Here is a 20,292-nt window from a genome sequence, read left to right as displayed (position 1 = left end):
ATGGACGCTGTATTGATAACCAATGTATTGGCCGCCACCGTGATCGCCGGCACTCCGCTGTTGCTGGTCGCGCTCGGCGAACTGGTCTGCGAACGCTCAGGCGTACTGAATCTTGGCCAGGAAGGCATGATGCTGATGGGCGCCGTGATTGGCTTTATGGCCGCCGTCACCTCGGGCAGCCTAGCGATTGGCGTACTGGCGGCGGTGCTTGGCGGCATCATGATGTCGATGTTGTTCGCGCTGATGGCCGTGACCTTGGCTGCCAACCAGTATGCCGCCGGTCTGGCATTGACCATCTTCGGTGTCGGCCTTAGCTCCTTCGTCGGCAGCGGTTATGTGGGCCAGGCCATCGACGGTTTCGACAAGATCGCGATTCCGCTGCTCTCTGACATCCCGGTACTCGGCCAAGTACTGTTCACCCAAGACCTACTGGTTTACGCATCCTTGGTGATCTTTGTGCTGGTGTACTGCTTTCTACGCTACACCCGCGGCGGCCTGATTCTGCGCGCCGTCGGTGAGTCACCGGAAGCCGCCAACGCCAATGGCTTGAGAGTACTGCAAGTCCGCTATCTGGCGGTCGCTTTTGGCGGGGGCATGGCAGGCCTGGCAGGCGCCTATCTCTCACTGGCCTACACCCCGATGTGGACTGAGAACATGACTGCTGGGCGCGGCTGGATTGCGCTGGCACTGGTGGTATTCGCCACCTGGAAACCCGAACGTGTACTGCTGGGGGCCTACCTTTTTGGCGCCGCCAGCATCCTGCATTTGGTACTGCAAGGCCTTGGCTGGCAGAGCTCCACCGAGCTGCTGGCGATGATGCCCTACGTAGTCACCATTTTGGTGCTTGTGCTGCTGTCCTGGAATCCCACCCGGACACGGCTCAACACACCGCTATCAATCGGCCAACCTTATAGGCCGAGTAAATAACTTGTCACCCACTATGCCAATCAAAACCATAACTTAGATTCTTAGGAGCATTACATGAGCACAATGCGTAAAAGTTTGATCGCAGCCTGCATCGCAGCCGCGTTCGTCCCAGCAGCACACGCCGAGAAGTATTTCTCCGACTCCAGCATTTCTGTCCTGTACAGCGATGACTATCAGGCCTTCGGCAAACAGAAGCGTACCGATACGTACTTCACTTTCGAGAACGCAACCGGCCACAACTGGGGTAGCACCTTCTTCTTCTTCGACCGCAACCAAGGCCACGGTAAAGATTCCGACTCCGACGACCTGTACGGCGAAGCCGCTGTCGACCTCAGCCTGAACTGGTTGACCGACTCTGACCTGAGCCTCGGCCCAATCAGCGACTTTGTGATTGCCGGTCAGTACGAAAATGGCGGCGGCACCAACGTTAACAACTATATGCTCGGTGGTGGTTTGCGTTGGAAGGTTCCAGGCTTCCAGTACCTGAACACCAACTTTTACTATGTGAACAACAGCGAAACAGACAACGATTATCAAACTACCGTGGTTTGGGGCATGCCTATGGAATTCGGCGCAACCCGGATCTTGTTTGACGGTTACATCGATTGGTCTTCTGCCGCTGACGACCATGAGTCTGACTTCCACTTCAACCCACAGCTGAAACTGGACATCGGTAACTACTTCAACGCGCCTAGCGTGCTGTACGCAGGTATCGAGTACTCATACTGGAACAACAAGTATGGCCTGGATGAGAGCGTAATGGACACCGAAAGCGCTGTCAGCGCGCTGGTGAAATGGCACTTCTGATAGACCACAGCGGCCCGGTATAAACCGGGCCGTTGTCCAACGTACGCCCCTTGCACGGAAGACAGGACTGATGACGACCGCCACTGAAAAAACCAAAACCTATCGACCCGGAAGAATTCGTGAACGTAACCACGAGTTGATTCTGGCCGCAGCGGAGCAGGAATTTGCCCTGCACGGTTTTCGCGGCGCCACCATTCAAAACATTGCCGAACGTGCCGAACTACCCAAATCGAACGTGCTGTACTACTTCAGCAACAAGAAGAAGATATATGCCGCCATGTTCGACGATATTCTTGCACGCTGGAACACCCTTTTTTCCAGCGTGACCGTTGACGACGACCCCGCGGAAGCGATCGCCGCCTTCATTCGCACCAAGGTGGAAACCTCACGAACCCACCCGTTAGCCTCGCGCCTGTTCGCCATGGAGATTATCCAGGGCGCACCTTTTTTGATGACCCACCTGCGTACCAACATGCGCGACTGGGTACGCGGACGCGCAGGCGTTATGCAGCAATGGATAGATCAGGGCCGCATGGCGCCGGTCGATCCCGTGCAACTGATTTTCCTGATCTGGTCCTCGACGCAACACTACTCCGATTTTCAAGTACAAATCCTGATGGTCGAGAACAAAGCCGAGTACGAACAGAAGGACTTTGACCACGCCGCCGACTTCCTCACTGAGGTCATCCTGCGCGGCTGCGGCCTTGAGGTACCTAAAAGATGAGCAACACGACCTATCCACGCGACCTCATCGGTTACGGTGCCAACCCACCCCAGGCCAACTGGCCGGGACAGGCGCGCATTGCTGTGCAGTTCGTATTGAACTACGAAGAAGGCGGCGAAAACTCGGTGCTGCACGGCGACAGCCACTCGGAAATTTTCCTCTCCGACATCATCGGCGCGCAGCCCTACAACGACCGTCACATGAGCATGGAGTCGCTATACGAATATGGCTCCCGCGCTGGCGCCTGGCGCATTCTGCGTGAGTTTCGCCAGCGTGGCCTGCCACTCACCGTGTTCGGTGTGGGCATGGCCATGCAGCGCCACCCTGAATTGGTTCAGGCCTTCATCGAAGATGGCCATGAAATCGCCTGCCACGGTCTGCGCTGGATTCACTATCAGGACATGAGCGAAGCCCGCGAACGCGAGCACATGCAGCAGGCCATCGAGCTACACACCGAACTGACTGGCCAGCCTCCGTTCGGCTGGTACACAGGCCGCGACAGCCCAAATACGCGTCGCTTGGTCGTCGAGACGGGTGGCTTTGAGTACGACAGCGATTACTACGGTGACGATCTGCCATTCTGGACCACGGTAGACGCCGGGGCTGGCGAGCAGCCGCACCTTGTGGTGCCTTACGCGCTCGACACCAACGACATGCGCTTTGCCATCGCCGGTGGCTTTAACAGCGGTGAACAGTTCTTCCAGTATTTGAAAGACGCCTTCGACGTGCTCTATGCAGAAGGCGCCGAGACACCGAAGATGCTGTCGATTGGTCTGCACTGTCGACTGGTCGGCCGCCCCGGTCGCTTCCGTGCATTACAGCGTTTTCTCGACCATATTCAAGGGCACGACAAGGTATGGGTCAGCCGCCGCATTGATATCGCCCGGCACTGGAAACAGACCCATCCCTACATTCGCCCCAGCAAGGATTCTGTTTGATGAGCAATGCCATTATTTCCCCCGCCGTTGAAGGCCCAGCTTTTAGCAAAACGGGTTTGAACCTGGCCGACGCCAGCCTGGGCGCCGAATTTCTTTGGGCCACCGATGATTTTTTCGCGCCCGGTGTTCGCATGCTGAATCCCGAACCGGCGATGTTTTACCCTGACAAATACGACGACAACGGCAAATGGATGGACGGCTGGGAAACCCGCCGCCGCCGCACCACCGGCCACGACACCGCGATCATCAAACTTGCACTGGCCGGCACGCTGTTAGGCGTGGATTTTGATACCAGCTTCTTTACCGGCAATTTTGCGCCCGCCGTGTCACTTGAAGCCTGCTACAACCCAAACGCGGTGCCAGACAACAACGCTGACTGGCAGCCGCTGCTGGCGGCTACCGAGCTGGGCGGAAATGCTCACCATTTCCACGCCATCGAGTCTGCTCAGGTGTGGACGCACTTGCGCTTGCATCTCTATCCAGACGGCGGCGTGGCGCGCCTGCGGGTTTACGGCACACCACACCGCGACTGGTTGCAACTGGATGCCGGCGAGACGATTAACCTGGTTGCGCTGGAAAACGGCGGCAATCAAGTGGCCTGGAGCGACGCTCACTACGGCGAGCCGCGCAAACTACTGCGCCCTGGTCGCGGCATCAATATGGGCGATGGCTGGGAAACCCGCCGCCGCCGTGAACCCGGCAACGAGTGGTGCATCTTGAGCCTCGGCCACAAGGGCGTGATTGAGCGGGTTGAAGTGGATACCGCGCACTTCAAAGGCAACTTTCCGGCACGCTTCTCGATTCAAGCCGCCTGCGTAGAGCAGGGCACCACCAAGAGCCTGATCACTCAGAGCATGTTCTGGCATACGCTGATGGATGAGCAACCGTTAACCGCAGACGCCATAGCGCAGTTTACCGAAATCAACGATATCGGCGCGATCACCCACATTCGCTTCAATATCATCCCTGATGGCGGCGTGAGTCGTCTGCGTCTGTTTGGTAAGCCAGTCGCATGAGTGCGCACCGCCAGATTGTTGTCGAGCCGCTGACCCGCGACGCCTTTGCAGCCTTTGGGGATGTGATTGCGACAGCGGGTGCCGATAGCTTTCCGATCAATCAAGGACGCACCGAGCGCTTTCACGCACTCGGTGCGGTCGATTTGCTGGGTGAGGGAGCCGAGGCGATCTTATCGATCTTTCGCGGTCAGCCACTAAGCCCCCTGATTATCGAGCTGATGGAACGTCATCCGCTGGGCAGTCAGGCTTTTGTGCCGCTGAACGGCGAACCCTTTTACGCCGTCGTGGCACCGCCCGGCGATTTCGACGAAAATAGCGTGCGCGCCTTCTACGTAGCAGGCGATCAAGGCATTAATTTCCGTGCCGGCACTTGGCACGCACCGCTTTTACCATTGCACGCCAATGCCGATTACCTGGTGGTTGACCGCCAGGGCGAAGGCAATAACTGTGACGAAGTCACCCTAAACCAACCCATAGTGTTACAGCCGGACAGCCACTGAGCCCGCCGCGCTCCTGACCGCCGAGGTACAGATGAGCCATTTTGCGCTGCGCGATGCAGCGATTTTCACCGTCGATTCCGACAACCGAGTTATTCCCCGTGGCACCTTGATCGTGGAGGACGGCCGCATTACCGCCGTCGGCCGCAGCGACGAGGTGATTATCCCGCCGGGCATTCCAACCATAGACGCCAAGGGTCACGCGTTACTACCCGGCCTAATCGATACCCACTCACACTCCAGCCTGATGCGCGGGGTGACCGAGAACATGCAGCTGATGGACTGGCTACCCCAGTACCAGCTGGAACACCGCGTTCTGACAGAAGAGTACGCCTACCACTCCGCGCGCCTGTGTTATCTCGAGGCCTTGAAAAGCGGCACCACCTGCGTAATGGACATGTATCGCTTCATGCACCGCTGCGCGGAAGCCGCCGATGAAGTTGGCATCAGGCTAAACCTGGCGCCTTATGTAGCGGACGAGGCGGGCAAGGACTTTTTCGCCACCCGTGCCGAGAATCGTGCGCTGATTCACAGCCACCACAATAGCCAGAACGGTCGCATTCAGGTGTGGATGGGACTTGAGCACTTGTTCTATTGCACGCCCGACGCCTACCGCGAGGCGCTGGAGTGTCAGGCTGAATACGGGGTGGGGATTCACACCCACGCTTGCGAGCAGAAGGAAGAAGACGATGCTGTCAGAGCGCACTTCGGCCGGCGCTCAATTGCCCAGCTAGACCACTACGGCATACTTGGCGAACGCACGTTGCTGGCCCATTGCGTATGGCTAAACGATGAAGAGATTAAACGCATTGCTGGCACGGGCACCAGTATCGCTCACTGCCCAATCAGCAACGCCAAACTAGCCAGCGGCGTAGCACGCGTGCCGGAAATGCTCGCTGCCGGCATTACCGTGGGCTTGGGTACCGACGGGCCGGTGTGCAATAACAGCCTGAGCCTATTCGAAGAAATGAAGTTCGCCTCGCTGATACAGAAAGCCACGCGGCTGGACGCCACCGCGCTCCCCGCTGAGCAGATGTTACGCATGGCGACCATCAACGGCGCTAAAGCCTTGGGGCTGGGTGATCGCATTGGTTCACTGGAAGTTGGCAAGCAGGCTGACCTGCTACTGCTCGACTTAGCCACACCTAATCTGACGCCAGCGGAACTCAACAACAGCGGCGGTAATCTACTGTGGAACCTGGTGTTTTCTGCCGGCACGCAAAACGTTGCTGCAGTCTGGGTTGATGGGCGCCAGCTGGTCGCGGATGGGCGTGCTACCCGCGTCAGCGAAGCCAGCTTGATTGCTGAAGCGCAAGAGCAAGGGCTGGCACTTTTTCAGCAGTGTCGGGATATCGCCCACCTGCGCACCTCGATGCTTTAAGGCTCAACAGGAGCACGCACAATGAATTCATTACCCATTATTTCTGTTGCTGGCCTGAACAGTAAAGACCCGGCGATCCGCGCTGCCACCGCCGCGGAATTGGGCAAAGCCTGCCGTGAAGTCGGTTTTTTCTATGCCATTGACCACGGCATTGCAGAAGATGTCATGACTGGTGCGTTCAATAACGCCAAGGCGTTTTTTGAACTGCCGCTGGAAACCAAACAGCCCATGTCGATCAAGCTGTCACCGCACAACCGTGGCTATGTGGCCATAGCCGACGAGAAGCTCAACCCCGAAGCCGGCGCCGACATGAAGGAAGCCTTCAATATCGGTACCGACTTCCCCGAAGACCACCCTGAAGTACTCGCCGGCAAGCCGTTTCGTGGTGTCAATTTCTGGCCGCCAATCGACGGCTGGCGTGAACAGGTCCTGGGCTACTTTGATGCCTGCCTGGGCCTTGGGCGGCTGATTCACCGCGGCATCAGCATTGACCTCGGGCTCAAGGAAGACTTTTTCGAAGCCTACCTGCAAGAGCCCATCGCTACCCTACGTATGCTGCACTATCCAGCCAGTGCCGGTCAGGCAGACCGCGAAGATGCCGGCGCCGGCGCACACACCGACTATGGCAACGTCACCCTGCTGGCGACCGACAAGGTAGCCGGGCTACAGGTCGCAACCCGCCAGGGCAACTGGATAGAAGCGCCCCACATTCCCGGCGCATTCGTCTGTAACATCGGTGATTGTCTGATGCGCTGGAGCAACGATACCTACGTCTCCACGCCGCACCGCGTGCGCGCGCCCGAGCAGGAGCGCTACTCCATCGCCTTCTTTTTGGAAGTAGCCCCAGACGCCATGGTTGATCCGCGCGACATCATGCCGAACGAGCAGCCCAAATATGAGCCGATCAGTTGCGCTGACTACCTAACCTATCGCCTCAATGCCACCTACGAGCACCGCACCGACAGTGATGCCATGTAATGGACGCCGTGTAACAAACGCCATGTAATGCAGCCATATAACCAACGCCGACCATCGGCGTTGGTTATCCAATCACCGAACTTTGCGCAGCGATGCCGCGTTCATGCAAAAGCGCAGGCCAGTGGGCGGCGGACCATCGGGGAATACATGCCCCAAATGCGCGTCGCAGACGTTGCAGGTGTTTTCAACCCGCTGCATGCCGTGGGTATTATCAACATGACAGGCCACCACATTGTCTTTCAACGGTTGGGTAAACGACGGCCAGCCGCTGTGCGACTCAAACTTGTGATTGGCGTCGAACAATTCCGTGCCGCAACACACGCAGGCGTAAATGCCCGGCTCATACAGACCGCACATTTCTGAACTGAAGGCGCGCTCGGTGCCCGCCTGACGGGTCACGCGATATTCCTCTTCGCTCAACTGCTCACGCCATTCAGCCTCGGTCTTGCTCACCCGTTGGTCTGGCTCGGGATTACCGTTCGTAGCGCGGGCCATTACATCATTCCAGTTCTGCACTCTTCACCTCCGCAAAATTGAACAACTTACCTGCATAGGACTCCAAAAGCTTATCAGGGTTACATCTGCAAACGCGACGTCAGCCGCTAGCCCGAGCATTCCTCGCTCATTCGCATAGTGACCCATCGCCAACCTAACGGAGGCACCATGTCCAATCTTTCCAGTTATGCCGTCACCGACAAATGGCCAGCGCGCCTTCCCGGGCAGCTACAGCTTTACTCTTTGCCAACTCCCAACGGCGTTAAAGTCTCAATCATGCTGGAAGAAATCGATCTGGCCTATGAGCCACACTTGGTGGACTTCGGCAAAGATGATCAACATACCCCCGAATTTCTTTCGGTTAGCCCCAACAACAAAATACCCGCCATCCTCGATCCTAATGGTCCGCACGGCCAGCCGCTGGCGTTGTTCGAGTCCGGCGCCATTCTGGTTTATCTAGCGGAAAAGAGCGGCCAGCTGATGCCGCATGATCCGGCCGAGCGCTATCAGTGCCTGCAATGGTTGATGTTCCAGATCGGCGGCATCGGTCCGATGTTTGGCCAACTGGGTTACTTTGTGAAATTTGCCGGCAAAGAAATCGAAGATGAACGCCCGCGTCAGCGTTACATTGATGAGAGCGTGCGGCTGCTAACCGTGCTGGACAAGCATCTGAAAGACCGCGAGTGGATTATGGGCGGGCAATACAGCATTGCTGATATTGCGGTGTTCCCGTGGATTCGTGGTTTGGTCGGGTTTTATGAGGCTGGTTCGCTTGTTGATTTTGAGCGGTTTACCCATGTGCGCCGGGTGCTTGATAAGTTTTTGGCTCGGCCGGCGGTACAGCGGGGGCTGGAAATCCCTGCGCGGGATTGAAACTCTACCCTGATCGCTCCCACGCTCCAGCGTGGGAGTGCAGTCCCGGACGTTCTGCGTCCAAACCGCCGCCTGCAACATCCAAATCTTTGAACTAATGCTGCCTGGCTCATTGATGTGCAGGCTGATAGTTCGCCTTTCGCCCGAATGGCGAGCCAAGGGGGGCCGCTTGCCCGGCCCCCCCTTAGCAATCCCCCGGGGCACCCGACTACGCGGCCCTGCGGGTTCGCTGCGTTGCTCGGTCTGACGGGGATGGGCAAAAACTCGTCGCTCCGCTCCTCAGACACCTTGCCCATCTTTTTCCCGCCAGCCCTGCGCTACTCGCCCGCGTAAACGGGATTGGGGTCCGTGCACTCTTAGCGATCTTCGTAAAAGCACGGCGAAACCAAGCAAACCGCCTAACCTAAAATTTAGGCTTGGCAAATTCCTAATGTGGTAGCAATATCAAATCACTGCACTTCTCGCAGACCCCATCAAGAGGCACGGATGCCATACATATCTAATACCCAATCTCACCCTTCCAAGCACCTCGTCGCTTGATGCGGGATCCTGTGCGATCGGTCATAACGGTGCCACACCGCGCGCGGTTTAATATCAAAACTTTTGCGTTTAATATCGATAGTCGCATGATAATAAATGAAAATTAAGAGAGCGCCAAAGGTGATATGCCGCATATTAAATTGCCTCGTTCTAATAACTGTTAGATTCATAAATATGGGTATGTCATGAACTGGAAATCTATTATTGCCACAGCCCTTGTTACTGGGCTTGTTACCGTTTTAACCGGAATGACCTTGTTTTGGTGGCAAACGGAAAAATCAGAACTTACTTATAACTCAATTCAGAGCATACCTTTTGATGAGCCTAGCAATTCTTTGTTCATCCAGCAGGTTGAGATAAAAAATTCTGGCGACAAAGTAATTGAAGATATCGTTTTCGTAGTCAGTTTTTCCGGTGAAGTTATTGAGCGGTCCCGCATAGCTATCGATAACGCAATTTCGCATACTAAAGAACTCAGGGATAATTCCATTACTTTGAAAATTGATGGGCTCAATCCAAGGGAGAGCGCTAACGTTTCCGTTCTGTATAGAGCTACTTCACCACAGTCAGGCGGCGCTTCAATCTCTCTCAGGGGGAAAGGAGTAGTTGGGAAAATAATTGGTTACAACGAAGGCGATAAAAAAGCGCCAATATTCATTTCTTTAATTGCAGCATATGCAGGAATTTTCGCTTTCTTAATGTCAACGAAACGTGGCCGGAAAGCGCTCCCTTTAGTATTTAAAATGTTTGTGCTTGGCCGCTCTATCGGCGGGGAACAGCGTCACGAGATTGCATCAGCGCTTTCAATGTATGGCTATCCCGAAAAAGCTAAAGAATATTTGAGCTCAAGCGCAAGCCGAAGGTATTGGGTTGAAGCAGACCTGCTGGCTGCTGAAGCTTTGAAATGTGAAGATGCCGTAAAGATCGATACTATTGCGGTTTTAAAGGTTATCAGTGATATTGAAGCTATCCACGAAAGGTCTAAAGCTATTGCATTTTATAATATTGCAAGGCTTCACAAGTCCATGAGTTCCGAGGATGAGGCAGGTACGTATTTAGAGCTAGCAAAAAGTCTGGATGCTACTGAAATTGAAAATAGGCTTGGAAAAGATCCGATATTCCTGCGGAATCATGAATCTAACAATAAGTGCCACGCGGACGCTCCTGACCTCGCGCCGGTGAGCTGAGCGTTAGACGAAGGAAAATTATGGAATAACTGGGGTTAGATGAATATTAATCTAAGCTTTACTCGTCAAAAGGTTCGGTACAACGATGATAGATAGAACAAATTTTTACGAGGAAATAGAAGGCTTTAAGCTTCTTCCAGGAGATATCAGGGACGTATCCACCGAAGCCTTTCAGGCTGTATACGGGTCTATAGAGGCCTCCGAGGCGCGGGGGGTTCTGTATGTATTCTTGTCGACCGAGCCCATTCCAAGGGTCGCAGGTGAAAGCAGGATAATTTACATCGGCCAAACTAAGGGCAGCTTCAAACATCGATATTACAAGCATGCGAGCCTACAGGCCTCTTCTAAAGCGAATAGGCTAAAGTTTGAAGCGATTATTAGCAGGTACGGTCCTATCACCATCGCTGTTAGCCCTTATGAGCGGTTTGGCAGTACGCTATTGGAAGCCGAGGGGCAGTTATTGTGGTGGTATTTCCAGAATCATTGCGAATACCCACCTGTGAACTACAGCAAAACATTGATTCGTAGAGACGCTTTACATGCATAGCAATCACATCAACAGAGATGCTTTTGACTTGTGCTCCTTAAGGGCGCGCAAGCTATCATGAGCTCAAGCAACGGCAAGTTTCGGCTCAGTGAAAATGCTTGGCTGGCTCTTGTGCCAGTCATTGCTACGTATATGGCGTTCCTCTTTCAGGGTAGCTACTTTTCTTACTTCGGCGTCCCTTTCTCGATGGTCGATGTAGATGTGCCTAAGATTATTTTCTCGATGACGGCTTTGGCTCTTGCTGCAGTGCTTTTAGTCATTTTATTCGCAGCTGTAGCCGACTTTTTGAGGTCGCAAAATCCAGTAGTACAGATTATTGGGAAAGGCCTTGCTGGAGTAGTTATTTTTCTACCATTTATTCTTTCGGCCACGGACCGATTTAGCGTGAAGCAACTGCTAGCCTGTGGCGCAATTTTTCTCTTTCTTTGGCTAATTAATTTCTGGCCTCCGGCACAGAAAGAAGGAGAGCGAAAGTCATATATGGAGCGATTAAGCGAGCAAGAGGAACGATATACGAATACGATTAAAGCAAAGCCGCTAAATATCAAGCAGGCTGTTAGCACGAATGTGCTTGCGCCCTTCTCGCTCGTCTTTTTTCTTTCGATATACGTGATGATGCTTGGGACATACTGCGCTTCAGTATTAGGTGGCCAAACCTACCTAAAGGGCAACCCATATGCTCTATATGTTGGTAGGACGGGTGGCGCGTACATTTTCACAGTTGTTGATCCCGACACGAATACATTTGGGAACAACATACTGCTCTTAGACTTAGAAAGTGGTATCGAGCTAGTTCGCTCAGACCGAAAAGCGAGCCGCAAATGATGACTAAGAAAGAACGAATAATTAATCGGGTCAGATGAATTTTAGCTCTTTATGCGAAAAACCCGATACCGCTTAGTTTGTAGGAATACTCATCTGGTTCGGTACGTCTTTCTGAAGATGTAAAGTATTTGCAAAACAGCTGAGCGCCACTCGAACCCAGAGTCCCCGTCTACGCGGGCGAGTAGCGCAGGTCTGGCGGGAAAAGGTGCTCGCGGTGTCTGAGCGAAGCGAGTTTGCGAGTGCCCCCGCCAGACCGAGCAACGCAGCGAACCCGCAGGGCCGGGTAGTTGGGGTGGCCTAGGGGGTGCAGGGGGAAATGGCCATGCATTTCCCCCGCTCGCCATCAGGGCGAAAGGCTGACTTGAACAAGCCGCAGCAGCGCGAGACGGACGCTGAGCGTCGAGGTATGCATTCCCACGCTGGAGCGTGGGAACGATCAGTCATCAGCCGCTTAGCTATTAGCCAGTTTGTCGGCAGCCAGCGCGCCCAGCGCCACCTATTTCCCCAACACCAACTCCCGCGCCAACACATTATGCTCTTCGATAATCAGCGGTAATTCGCGCGTCAAAAGCCGCCCATCCTCAATCACCTGCCGCCCATTAATGATGCTGTGCGCCACCCGCTGCGGCGTGCAAAAAACCAGCGCCGCCAGCGGATCAACCAGCGCACCCGCCATGGCGATATCATCCGTACGGAAAGCGATGATGTCTGCGCAGTACCCCGGCTGAATACGGCCCAGCACGTCCTCGCGACCCAATACCTCAGCACCGCCACGGGTGGCGATATATAGCGCTTCACGTGCACTCATCGCGCCAGGGTTTTCATCACGGACCCGCGCCGACAGCATCGCCTGACGCGTCTCGTCGAGCAGGTTGTTGGTGTCGTTCGAAGCGCTGCCGTCTACCCCCAGCCCGACCTTCACACCTGCATCGCGCATCTTGCGAATAGGCGCGATGCCCGAGGCCAGACGCATGTTGGAGCAGGGGCAGTGCGCGACGCCGGTGCCGGTGCGGGCGAACAGGGCAATACCCGGGTCATCCAGATGTACACAGTGCGCGTGCCAAACGTCTGGCCCGACCCAGCCGACCGACTCGGTGTACTCGGTGGGGGTCATGCCGTAGCGCTCTTTGCTGAAGGCTAGGTCTTTTACGTTCTCAGCGGTGTGCGTGTGCAATCCCACGCCGCAGGAGCGTGCCAGCGCCGCGCCTTCGCGCATCAGGTCGGTGGTCACGGTGAAGGGTGAGCAGGGGCCGAGCGCGACTTTGATCATGGCGTCGGGGGTGCTGTCGTGCAGCTCTTCGACCACGCGCTGCATTTCCTTGAGAATTGCCTGCTCGTCCTGCTCGACCAGTGCATCCGGCGGCAGCCCGCCCTGGCTCTGGCCCAGGCTCATGGCGCCGCGCACGGCGTGAAAGCGCATGCCCATTTCCTCTGCGGCTCGCACGCTGTCATCCAGCCGGGTGCCATTCACATACAGGTAGGCGTGATCCGCTGCAGTGGTGCACCCTGACAACATCAGCTCCGCCATCGCGGTGCGGGTAGCGGCGCGCTGCATCTGCGGGGTGATGTTCTGCCAGACAGGGAAGAGCGCGGTCAGCCAGTCGAACAGCTCAGCGTTCTGCGCGGCGGGCAGGGCGCGGGTCAGCGACTGGAACATGTGGTGGTGGGTGTTGATCAGGCCAGGGATCAGCACGTGGCCGGTCATGTCGATGACTTTATCAGCCTCACTTGGCAGCTCGCTTGCGGGGCCAACGGCCTCAACCTTATTGCCCCGGATGAATACTGATGCGTTGGCCAGCTCACGCAACTGGTCATCCATAGTGCCGATGACCAATGCATTTTTCAGCAGCAGAGTTGCTGTCATTTCAAAACCCTTATTCAGATTAATTGACCATTAGGACAGAAAATATTCACAGCCAAAGCATGCAATTATGAGGCCGCTAAAACCGATGTTAAATACGCTCACCAGCCACGTCATTGCCCATAATACGCGCATTAACAATCACACAAAGCTCAAAACCAGAGCACACGCACATTGATCAGCGCCTTTTATTAATCACTGGCACGCGCCTTGCTTTTCAATAACTGATTATTTGGTCAGGTAATTTGGCATGCCATTCCAATGCCTATATGGAAGGCTAAATCCGGCATTCAGCTACGTGACTCTCGCGCTTGGAAAAAGGCAGGAGACACAGATTGCCGGTCAGCGATTACCAACGCAATTACTCGACTTTTTTAGGCAGGCGGGACAGTTCCGCGCCTGCGTACCTCAATACATCATGTACACCACAGGGAGATGACATGACATCGCTACCCATTATTTCGATCGCTGGCTTAAACAGCGAAAACCCTGCTATCCGCTCCGCTACTGCCGCAGAGCTGGGCAAAGCGTGTCGCGAGGTTGGCTTTTTCTATGCTATCGACCACGGTATTGCAGAGCAGGTAATGGCTGGCGCTTTCAGTAATGCAAAGTCGTTTTTTGAGCTGCCGCTAGAAACCAAGCAGTCGTTATCAATCAAGCTCTCGCCACACGATCGCGGCTACGTGGCCATGGCTGATGAGAAGCTCAACCCGGACGCGGGCGCGGACATGAAAGAAGCCTTCAATATTGGCACTGACTTCCCGGCGGACCATCCGGACGTCCTCGCCGGGAAACCCTTTCGCGGGGTTAATTTCTGGCCGACGGTTGAGGGCTGGCGAGCCGATATGCTGGGGTATTACCAGGCTTGCCTGAACCTTGGCCGGCTAATTCATCGCGGCTTTGCAATCGATCTTGGCCTAGCCGAAAACTTTTTTGACGCTCACCTCAATGAGCCTATCGCGACGCTACGAATGCTGCGATATCCGGCTAGCGATGAGCATGGCGCCCGCGAAGATGCTGGGGCTGGCACTCACACGGATTATGGCAACTTGACCCTGCTAGCCACTGATAAGGTCGCTGGTTTGCAGGTGGCTACACGCCAGGGCCAATGGATCGACGCGCCCCATATTCCCGGTGCGTTCGTCTGTAATATCGGCGACTGCCTGATGCGTTGGTGCAACGATACTTATGTTTCAACGCCTCACCGTGTAAAGGCTCCAGAGCAAGAGCGTTACTCCCTCGCTTTCTTCCTTTCGGTTGATCCTGACTCTATGGTCGATCCCCGTGATGTAGTGCCAACCGAACAACCCAAGTATCCGCCAATCAGTTGCGGCGATTACTTGGCCTATCGTCTCAACGCGACTTATGACCACCGCGTAGAAACCGAGGCAACATAAACCGCGCTAGTAAACGGTTAGCGTGTCATTTCAATACTGTGATCCGTGCCAATAGTGAAAGCGATAAACCCAACGTCAGGTAACCACGTTGGGTGCTTAATCGCTCGACACCGCGCAGCAAAATCCTAGTCACGCAGATTAATTGACCGAACGGACAGAAAAACACCTGCGGCGCACAACGCAACGGTGCGAGCGCCAATCACACGCTGAACCGTCCCATTTCAGCGCAACATTGCACCTAACTGGAGCATGCCGCACACCCAGCCCGGCTAATGCGTACCAACCCTGCGGACGCTTCATTCTAAGAGCAGATAGTTACTATCAATAACAGCGCAACCCGCTAGATCTCGTACCCGTGCCGGAAACCACCCGCACTGTACCCCCGCAATGCCAAGCGCCAGCGCAACAGGGGTCTCAAGCCGAAGCGTCAAGCCTGCACCCCAAAAACCACATGCACCGAGCTTTCAATGTAAGGGATTTGTCCAACCTCACGCCTGTTCTCTTAAACAGCTGGCACGGGCCTTGCTTTTCAATAACTGATTATCTGGTCAGGTTATGAGTCATGTCGCCCTACTCACGGGTTCGAAGGCTAAACCAGGGGCCCCGTGCGATGAAGCACGCGGTTAGCTGCTTCACGTGAACCTGTAGGAGACATGAGTATGGCAGAGCATCAAGCGTCGATCCCGGTTATCGATTTCTCCCCTTTTATTAACGGCACTGAGGCTGAGCGCCAAGCAGTTGCAGCCAAAATGCGCCAAGCCAGCAGCGACTGGGGCTTCTTTTATTTGGCGGGTTGCGGCATGCCTGAAGCCAGCTTGCGACAAGCATTTGCTGACTCAAAAGCCCTTTTTGAGCTCTCTGACGACGCCAAACAAGCCGTCGCTTGGCAGAACGCCGAGAGTAATCGTGGATATGTGGGCGTACGCCGCGAACGGTTAGACCCCAGCAAACCGGGCGACCTCAAGGAAGCCTTCAATCTCGCTCCAGACAGCGTCGATAGTGCGCCCAATCTTTGGCCAAGCGAGCTACCCGCCTTCCGTCCACAGATGGAGAGTTTTCTACAGCAGTGTGTCGCCACCGCAGACCGCGTACTGCAAGCCTTCGCTATTGCATTGCAACAACCCGAGAATTTTTTCGTCAGCGCGCATGACCACCATCACCACACCTTGAGACTGCTGCACTATCCCGCGCTTCCTGAAGGTTTTAGCGCGCAAGGCGGTGAAAGCCGCGCTGGCGAGCACACTGACTACGGCAGCATCACCTTGCTGTTTCAGGACGATGCAGGTGGTCTGGAAGTGCGGACCCGCGCTGGCGAATGGATTGCTGCCACGCCAATTCCAGGGACTGTGGTCGTTAATACCGGCGACCTGATGCAACGCTGGACCAATCACGTGTTTTGCTCCACCCCACACCGGGTCAACCTCACGACCACAGAACGCGACCGCCACTCTATTGCGTTTTTTTGCCATCCCAATCACTCAGCCGATATCCGCTGCATCAGCACGTGCAGCGATACCGAAAATCCACCGCGCTACGCCCCGATCAGCGCCGGAGCACACTTACTAGAACGCTTGAATGCGACCTATTGATTTGCCAATAACAGGAGCCTTACCCATGCAACACAAATACTTAAAATTAACCGGCTTGGCGCTCGCGCTAGGCTTCACCGCAGCTACCACCAGCGCCGCAGAATTAACCCCCGTCACCGTTACTACCACTTGGTATGCACAAGCCGAGCATGGCGGTATTTATGCGGCTAAAGCCGCCGGCATCTATGAGCAGCACGGTCTGGACGTCACCATCAAGATGGGCGGTCCACAGGTCAATAATGTGCAGTTGTTGATGGCCGGCAAGACTGATTTCAGTATGGGCTATGCGCTGCAATCCTTTAACGCCGTTAAGCAAGAAATTCCTATGCTGACGGTTGCGGCATGGTTCCAAAAAGACCCTCAGACACTGATAGTTCACGAAGGCGCAGGCGTAGATACATTAGCGGACTTGGAAGGCAAAGGCATTCGCATGCCAACCGCCGGCCGTGTTGCTTACTGGCCATGGATGAAAGCGGAGTTCGGTTTCAGTGACGATCAGCTACGCCCATACGATTACAGCCTGGGGCCGTTCATCGCTGACCCTGAAGCAGTTCAGCAAGGCTATATCACCAACGATGGTTACTTTCTCGACAAGGCAGGCATCAAAGGTAAGAGCTTGCTGCTGGCCGACTATGGCTGGGGTGCTTACTCTTGCACGCTAGATGTAACTCAGAAAATGGTCGATGAAAACCCCGAAGTAGTGCAAGCCATGGTCACGGCTACAGCAGAAGGTTGGGCTGCTTACTTCAAGGACCCAGCAGCAGCCAACGCCTTGATAAAGCAAGATAACCCTGAAATGCAGGACGACCTGCTTGCCTACAGCATCGCTAAATTGCAGGAAGATAATATCCTGCTGGCTGGCGATGCAGAGGGCGGTAAATACGGCAATATGACCGAAGCCCATTGGCAGTCGTTCTTTACCGACATGGTAAAAGCCGAGACCGTTCCGGCTGATCTGGACTGGCAGAAAGCCTTTGACCTGCGCTTTGTGCGCACACTCTACTCAGAGTAAGCCACAGGCCAAACAACAAGGGCGCCTACGGGCGCCCTTGTTGTTTCTACGATGGTATTACTGCGTTAGTCAGCGGGCGAAGCTCAACAGAGCATCGGCCACCACCTGCGTCGCGGTTACTTGGGGTACGTGGCCTGTCTGCAGACTCACCACCTTAGCGCCAGGGGTCAGTTGCTGCATGCGACGCTGCACCGAGAGCACTACGGATTTGTCCTGCTGCGCTTCGATATACAAACGTGGCAGTTGACCAAAACGTTCAGCACTCCACTCGGCAACCAGAGCACGAGTGCCTTCCGGTTGCGCACAAAAGCGCTGTGCCGCCGCCATCGCCAACTCAGGTGGCAAGTCTTGTAAAAACACATCGCAGACGGCCTGCGGTGGGACGGTAGAAGACTGCCGATCCTCACTCCATTCCAGATAAGGCCAAATACCTGCAGCTTCTGGCTGGGTCTTCTGAACCTCATCAGCCAGCTCAGCAAAGCCCAGGCCAGACGGCAGCATCATACCGGCGATGTAAGCGATACCCGCTACCTGCTCGGCCATCACTTCAGCCACCTGGGTGGCGACCACGCCGCCGCCAGAATGCCCAACGATCAACAGCGGCCCTGTGACCCCCGCGCAACAGGCTTGCACATGGCTGACACAGCCCTGCATGTTGATCTGCTCTGGCGATGCCGGATTACGCGAGTTACCAGGCATATCCGGTGTGATTACTGCGTAACCTTGGCCTTCCAGCACCGTGCGCAAACTATCCCACACCCAACTGGCGGCCCAGGCACCGTGAATCAAAACAAAGGTCGGCTGCTCAGACATAGGTCCTCCGATACATTTCCTGCAAATGCTCCTCTACGGTGGTGGCGGGATACTTGGCTGCTTCGCCATCTTGCAAACATACCGGTAAACAGCGCACTTCATGCGACGGTGCACCGCTGTAAAAGAACGGCACAGAGTAGCGCTCAGCACCCGAGGTGTTGACCACCCGATGCAAGGTGGAGCGATATAGATCGTTGGTCCAGCGCGCGATCATGTCACCGAGGTTTACCACGAAGGTCCCGGGGATAGGCTTGGCGTTGATCCAGCTTTCACCTTTGGCATCCCATACCTGCAGGCCGGGTTTGTCATCCAGCAACAGGATGGTAATACCGCCAAAATCAGTGTGCGCGCCGCAGCCTTTTTCACCTGGCAGCGGCTTGGATGGTTGCGGCGGATAGTGCAGTAACCGCAAAGTACAGAGCGGCTCTTCGCAGAAGTCAGCAAAGAAGTCCTCTGGCAAATCAAGCGACAACGCCAGCCCCGCCATGATGCGCTCACTCAGCGCCAGCATAGCTGTGTAGTAATCCTGCATTGCAGGTTGAAACGCAGGCAACTGCGCTGGCCATTGATTAGGCCCCTGATTGAAACGGCCAGCGAGCACCCTGGGGTGATCTTCGGCTAGCTCTTCGCCAATGTAGAAGCCTTCTTTCAAATCCGGCGGCATGCCCGGCTCCAAAGTTTGGCCACCTAGCTTTTCATAACCGCGATTGGCCTTCGACAACGCCTTGTCGGTCTCCAACTTGGCATCCATCGGTTGGGCAAAAAACTGCCGTGATTGCGCAAACACCCGCTCGATCAATGCAGAGTCGATGCCATGCCCGCTGATGTAAAAGAAACCAGTGTGCTCGCAGGCCTGACGCAAAGCCTGACCGACGGCGGCCTTATCCGCAGCTGTGCCGTTGTGCATCGCGGTCAGATCAATGATCGGCAGGGAATCTGCCGGGGAAAACTCTTGTGCCGCCATGGTCAAATGACCTCCTCTGCATTGGGATGGGCGTAAAAAATTAGTAGCTGTCCAACTGGTCAGGTATTCATATTGCATGCCAACCTGAACATACCCGCAGTCTTAGTCGTTGTTGCGATCAACAGCGCCTTGATTAACCTAGGAGAAGTCATGAATCCGTCCCGCATCAGCATAGTTGTCGACTCAAGGTACGGCAGCACTCTGTCGCTGGCCAAAGCCATCGCCGAGGGCGCCGCTAGCGAGCAGGCAGAGGTACGGCTGCTTCGCGTAGAGCTCAGCGAACCCGAGTTCAGCGTAGATACCGAGCGCGCCGATTTCATCGCAGCGCAGGCCGAGTATCGCGACCTGAAACAGGCTCGCGCCGCCGACTTGGAGTGGGCCACTGGCATCATCTGGGGCTCACCAACACGATACGGCTTAATGAGCACTCCGTTACGCGCTTTTATAGATGAAATCGCCCCTCTTTGGCGCCAGGGTGCGCTGATCGGCAAGGTGGGCGCGGCTTTTACCTCCACGGGCGGCATGCATTCGGGTAACGAAATGACCCTGCTCAACCTGCTGTTGCCGTTCCTGCAACACGGCATGTTGCTGGCTGGCGTGCCGCATAGCGTGCCGGAATTGGTGCATACCCGCAGCGGTGGCTCGCCCTATGGTGCCTCCGCCGTGACCGGGTTTGACGGTAGCCTGGGAGTAGATGCCGGTGAGCTGGCAATCGCCCGCGCATTGGGCGCGCGCGTGGCGCGCATTGCCGGCCAAATAGTTCCTGAACCCTCTTCCGTAGACCTGGCCGCCGGGCCGTCGCACTAATCCCCTTGAGCCGCCGCCGGGGCACTCCATATCGCCCGGCGGCAACGTCATATCTTGTCTCTTTGCAGTGCAACTGCGCAGAAAATGCTGCAATGCAGTGCAACTAATTTGCTG

19 protein-coding genes are annotated in these 20,292 nt (G+C 55.4%); 15 read left to right on the top strand and 4 right to left on the bottom strand.

What is annotated here, in order from left to right:
- The 8 genes from AC1XYH_RS17605 to AC1XYH_RS17570 all read left to right on the top strand — a co-directional run bounded on the left by AC1XYH_RS17605 (window position 1) and on the right by AC1XYH_RS17570 (window position 7,268).
- The gene (locus AC1XYH_RS17605) at window positions 1–927 is read left to right on the top strand and encodes an ABC transporter permease (protein ID WP_483324416.1); all 927 of its coding nucleotides are present in this window, start codon (window positions 1–3) and stop codon (window positions 925–927) included.
- 54 nt (window positions 928–981) lie between these two features.
- A complete protein-coding gene (locus tag AC1XYH_RS17600) occupies window positions 982–1,734 on the top strand; it encodes an outer membrane protein OmpK (protein ID WP_483324415.1) in 753 nt (250 codons plus the stop codon).
- A gap of 70 nt (window positions 1,735–1,804) precedes the next feature.
- Complete coding sequence (locus AC1XYH_RS17595; RefSeq protein WP_483324414.1) at window positions 1,805–2,458, top strand: TetR family transcriptional regulator C-terminal domain-containing protein; 654 nt, start codon at window positions 1,805–1,807, stop codon at window positions 2,456–2,458.
- Window positions 2,455–3,396, top strand: a complete 942-nt coding sequence (gene puuE, locus AC1XYH_RS17590; RefSeq protein ID WP_483324413.1) for an allantoinase PuuE — start codon at window positions 2,455–2,457, stop codon at window positions 3,394–3,396. Before AC1XYH_RS17595 ends, puuE begins: the two co-directional genes overlap by 4 nt.
- Entirely contained in the window at window positions 3,396–4,412 is a 1,017-nt protein-coding gene (alc, locus tag AC1XYH_RS17585) for an allantoicase (RefSeq protein ID WP_483324412.1), read from the top strand. Before puuE ends, alc begins: the two co-directional genes overlap by 1 nt.
- Window positions 4,409–4,912 (top strand): ureidoglycolate lyase, encoded by a 504-nt coding sequence (locus AC1XYH_RS17580; RefSeq protein WP_483324411.1) that lies wholly within the window; start codon window positions 4,409–4,411, stop codon window positions 4,910–4,912. The genes alc and AC1XYH_RS17580 overlap by 4 nt, the downstream gene beginning before the upstream one ends.
- A 31-nt stretch (window positions 4,913–4,943) precedes the next feature.
- On the top strand, window positions 4,944–6,290 hold the full coding sequence (locus AC1XYH_RS17575) for an amidohydrolase family protein (RefSeq protein ID WP_483324410.1): 1,347 nt from the start codon (window positions 4,944–4,946) through the stop codon (window positions 6,288–6,290).
- A gap of 21 nt (window positions 6,291–6,311) precedes the next feature.
- Complete coding sequence (locus AC1XYH_RS17570) at window positions 6,312–7,268, top strand: isopenicillin N synthase family dioxygenase (RefSeq protein ID WP_483324409.1); 957 nt, start codon at window positions 6,312–6,314, stop codon at window positions 7,266–7,268.
- A 72-nt stretch (window positions 7,269–7,340) separates the two neighbouring features.
- Here AC1XYH_RS17570 and msrB read toward each other — a convergent pair whose 3' ends face one another.
- Window positions 7,341–7,763 (bottom strand): peptide-methionine (R)-S-oxide reductase MsrB, encoded by a 423-nt coding sequence (gene msrB, locus AC1XYH_RS17565; RefSeq protein ID WP_483324408.1) that lies wholly within the window; start codon window positions 7,761–7,763, stop codon window positions 7,341–7,343.
- Between the two features lie 168 nt (window positions 7,764–7,931).
- Here msrB and AC1XYH_RS17560 point away from each other — a divergent pair, with 168 nt between their 5' ends.
- From AC1XYH_RS17560 to AC1XYH_RS17550, 3 genes are all read left to right on the top strand, one after another.
- The gene (locus tag AC1XYH_RS17560) at window positions 7,932–8,636 is read left to right on the top strand and encodes a glutathione S-transferase N-terminal domain-containing protein (protein WP_483324407.1); all 705 of its coding nucleotides are present in this window, start codon (window positions 7,932–7,934) and stop codon (window positions 8,634–8,636) included.
- Window positions 8,637–9,361: 725 nt separating this feature from the next.
- On the top strand, window positions 9,362–10,363 hold the full coding sequence (locus AC1XYH_RS17555) for a hypothetical protein (RefSeq protein ID WP_483324406.1): 1,002 nt from the start codon (window positions 9,362–9,364) through the stop codon (window positions 10,361–10,363).
- Window positions 10,364–10,967: 604 nt separating this feature from the next.
- Complete coding sequence (locus AC1XYH_RS17550; protein ID WP_483324405.1) at window positions 10,968–11,735, top strand: hypothetical protein; 768 nt, start codon at window positions 10,968–10,970, stop codon at window positions 11,733–11,735.
- Between the two features lie 496 nt (window positions 11,736–12,231).
- Here AC1XYH_RS17550 and AC1XYH_RS17545 read toward each other — a convergent pair whose 3' ends face one another.
- The gene (locus AC1XYH_RS17545; protein WP_483324404.1) at window positions 12,232–13,599 is read right to left on the bottom strand and encodes an 8-oxoguanine deaminase; all 1,368 of its coding nucleotides are present in this window, start codon (window positions 13,597–13,599) and stop codon (window positions 12,232–12,234) included.
- 437 nt (window positions 13,600–14,036) lie between these two features.
- Between AC1XYH_RS17545 and AC1XYH_RS17540 the strand changes: the two genes are divergently transcribed.
- From AC1XYH_RS17540 to AC1XYH_RS17530, 3 genes are all read left to right on the top strand, one after another.
- A complete protein-coding gene (locus AC1XYH_RS17540; RefSeq protein ID WP_483324403.1) occupies window positions 14,037–14,993 on the top strand; it encodes an isopenicillin N synthase family dioxygenase in 957 nt (318 codons plus the stop codon).
- Window positions 14,994–15,652: 659 nt separating this feature from the next.
- Complete coding sequence (locus AC1XYH_RS17535) at window positions 15,653–16,582, top strand: isopenicillin N synthase family dioxygenase (RefSeq protein ID WP_483324402.1); 930 nt, start codon at window positions 15,653–15,655, stop codon at window positions 16,580–16,582.
- A gap of 25 nt (window positions 16,583–16,607) precedes the next feature.
- On the top strand, window positions 16,608–17,594 hold the full coding sequence (locus AC1XYH_RS17530) for an ABC transporter substrate-binding protein (protein WP_483324401.1): 987 nt from the start codon (window positions 16,608–16,610) through the stop codon (window positions 17,592–17,594).
- Between the two features lie 69 nt (window positions 17,595–17,663).
- Here the strand turns inward: AC1XYH_RS17530 and AC1XYH_RS17525 are convergent, their stop codons facing one another.
- Together AC1XYH_RS17525 and AC1XYH_RS17520 are read right to left on the bottom strand one after the other, a co-directional pair.
- Window positions 17,664–18,407, bottom strand: a complete 744-nt coding sequence (locus tag AC1XYH_RS17525; RefSeq protein WP_483324400.1) for an alpha/beta fold hydrolase — start codon at window positions 18,405–18,407, stop codon at window positions 17,664–17,666.
- Entirely contained in the window at window positions 18,400–19,371 is a 972-nt protein-coding gene (locus tag AC1XYH_RS17520) for an isopenicillin N synthase family dioxygenase (RefSeq protein ID WP_483324399.1), read from the bottom strand. The genes AC1XYH_RS17525 and AC1XYH_RS17520 overlap by 8 nt, the downstream gene beginning before the upstream one ends.
- Before the next feature lie 150 nt (window positions 19,372–19,521).
- On the opposite strand from AC1XYH_RS17520, the gene wrbA reads away from it, so the two are divergent.
- Window positions 19,522–20,178, top strand: a complete 657-nt coding sequence (wrbA, locus tag AC1XYH_RS17515; RefSeq protein ID WP_483324398.1) for an NAD(P)H:quinone oxidoreductase — start codon at window positions 19,522–19,524, stop codon at window positions 20,176–20,178.
- The last annotated feature ends 114 nt before the right edge of the window (window positions 20,179–20,292 follow it).

The organism is Pseudomonas sp. GW-45 (genome assembly GCF_056896675.1).
This window is presented reverse-complemented; position numbering and strand designations above follow the sequence as displayed.

Coding starts and splice junctions, on each gene's coding strand:
- AC1XYH_RS17605 (WP_483324416.1), top strand. CDS start 1: ATGGACGCTGTATTGATAACCAATGTATTGGCCGCCACCGTGATCGCC.
- AC1XYH_RS17600 (WP_483324415.1), top strand. CDS start 982: ATGAGCACAATGCGTAAAAGTTTGATCGCAGCCTGCATCGCAGCCGCG.
- AC1XYH_RS17595 (WP_483324414.1), top strand. CDS start 1,805: ATGACGACCGCCACTGAAAAAACCAAAACCTATCGACCCGGAAGAATT.
- puuE (WP_483324413.1), top strand. CDS start 2,455: ATGAGCAACACGACCTATCCACGCGACCTCATCGGTTACGGTGCCAAC.
- alc (WP_483324412.1), top strand. CDS start 3,396: ATGAGCAATGCCATTATTTCCCCCGCCGTTGAAGGCCCAGCTTTTAGC.
- AC1XYH_RS17580 (WP_483324411.1), top strand. CDS start 4,409: ATGAGTGCGCACCGCCAGATTGTTGTCGAGCCGCTGACCCGCGACGCC.
- AC1XYH_RS17575 (WP_483324410.1), top strand. CDS start 4,944: ATGAGCCATTTTGCGCTGCGCGATGCAGCGATTTTCACCGTCGATTCC.
- AC1XYH_RS17570 (WP_483324409.1), top strand. CDS start 6,312: ATGAATTCATTACCCATTATTTCTGTTGCTGGCCTGAACAGTAAAGAC.
- msrB (WP_483324408.1), bottom strand. CDS start 7,763: ATGGCCCGCGCTACGAACGGTAATCCCGAGCCAGACCAACGGGTGAGC.
- AC1XYH_RS17560 (WP_483324407.1), top strand. CDS start 7,932: ATGTCCAATCTTTCCAGTTATGCCGTCACCGACAAATGGCCAGCGCGC.
- AC1XYH_RS17555 (WP_483324406.1), top strand. CDS start 9,362: ATGAACTGGAAATCTATTATTGCCACAGCCCTTGTTACTGGGCTTGTT.
- AC1XYH_RS17550 (WP_483324405.1), top strand. CDS start 10,968: ATGAGCTCAAGCAACGGCAAGTTTCGGCTCAGTGAAAATGCTTGGCTG.
- AC1XYH_RS17545 (WP_483324404.1), bottom strand. CDS start 13,599: ATGACAGCAACTCTGCTGCTGAAAAATGCATTGGTCATCGGCACTATG.
- AC1XYH_RS17540 (WP_483324403.1), top strand. CDS start 14,037: ATGACATCGCTACCCATTATTTCGATCGCTGGCTTAAACAGCGAAAAC.
- AC1XYH_RS17535 (WP_483324402.1), top strand. CDS start 15,653: ATGGCAGAGCATCAAGCGTCGATCCCGGTTATCGATTTCTCCCCTTTT.
- AC1XYH_RS17530 (WP_483324401.1), top strand. CDS start 16,608: ATGCAACACAAATACTTAAAATTAACCGGCTTGGCGCTCGCGCTAGGC.
- AC1XYH_RS17525 (WP_483324400.1), bottom strand. CDS start 18,407: ATGTCTGAGCAGCCGACCTTTGTTTTGATTCACGGTGCCTGGGCCGCC.
- AC1XYH_RS17520 (WP_483324399.1), bottom strand. CDS start 19,371: ATGGCGGCACAAGAGTTTTCCCCGGCAGATTCCCTGCCGATCATTGAT.
- wrbA (WP_483324398.1), top strand. CDS start 19,522: ATGAATCCGTCCCGCATCAGCATAGTTGTCGACTCAAGGTACGGCAGC.